General features: G+C 67.3%; 1 pseudogene. It reads right to left on the bottom strand.

The window, feature by feature from the left end:
- Positions 1-265: 265 nt before the first annotated feature.
- A pseudogene (locus ACIGXM_RS37425) lies at positions 266-603 on the bottom strand (transposase); the annotation flags it as partial.
- Positions 604-1132 lie beyond the last annotated feature (529 nt).

Here is a 1132-nt window from a genome sequence, read left to right as displayed (position 1 = left end):
CCCCGGGCTCCGCATGAAACCCCGTTCACCCAGGTCACCACGGTACGAGCCCTGATCCGGCCGCCCAACGCGGCGAGACCCCGGCACCGGCCGCTCCCGCCAACCCTACCCTCCAGCGCCTCCGCCTTGATCTCCGAGCGCCGCTTCGTCACGCACTCCCACACCGTGGTCTGCCGGGCCAGCTCGACATCATGCTTCCACCACGAGACGCTCGATGATCCGCACGATCGTGTGCCGCTGCTTCGCCGGCGCATCCAGGCCCTCCCACAGCCCTGATGTGAGACCCGCCGACCGCTGCATCGTCCATGTCCAGCAGGCCTGTTGCCCGCAACTCGGCGGGGAGTGCCTCGTGCAGTCGGGGCCAGACGCCGACCTCGGTCCAGTCCCGCAGCCGGCGCCAGGCGGTCACCCCCGAACAGCCCACGGCCTGGGTCGGGACGTCGCACCAGGCCGCACCCTTCCGCAGCACGTCGACGATCCCGGCCGGGGCAACCCGGTCCGGCACGGGAAGTCGTCCGGGATGACGTTGGCGGCGCGGCAGCCGCTCCGGCAGCAGTGGAGCTATGCGCCCCAGAGGTCGTCAGGAACAAGATCAGCAGACACCCGCCGAACCCTGCCGAGATGCAGCGTCAGATGCCAGCCGACACACCGATCTCATGCTGAAATGATCAGTGAGAACTCCCCGCAGGGTGCGAGATTCCTCAGTCGACGGCAGCAGATGATGCTGCGGGCCAGGCTGAGGAAGACTTCGTGGATGTCGTCACGGATCTCCCAGCGGATGCGTAGTCTGCGGCGCCGGCCCACATGACCGCCACCTGATCCGGGATCGGAACGGGAAGTTCCCCCGAGCTGTTCGACGAGACACTCAAGGACGCGGGCATCGAGGTCGCGCTCAGCGGCGTCCGGATGCCAAGAATGAACTCGCTCAGTCGGGTAGCCGAGGGGAGTCTCACCCCTCGGCTACCACAGATCCGTACGTAAACCTCTTGGTTTATACGGCTCTTGTCACCCTGGTCACCAGACGGCGGGCATGGTGGCAGGGCGGTGTCGTTCCGAGGATCTGTCCGGTTTGATCACGTGATGCCGAAAGTGGCGAGTGGGCGCGGCTGGGGCCACGGGCGTGGTGGCGGAG

The organism is Kitasatospora sp. NPDC052896 (assembly GCF_044547075.1).
In the GTDB taxonomy this organism is placed as follows: Bacteria; Actinomycetota; Actinomycetes; order Streptomycetales; family Streptomycetaceae; genus Kitasatospora.
Note: the sequence above shows the minus strand (reverse complement) of the source record. Positions and strands in the feature narration are given on the sequence as shown.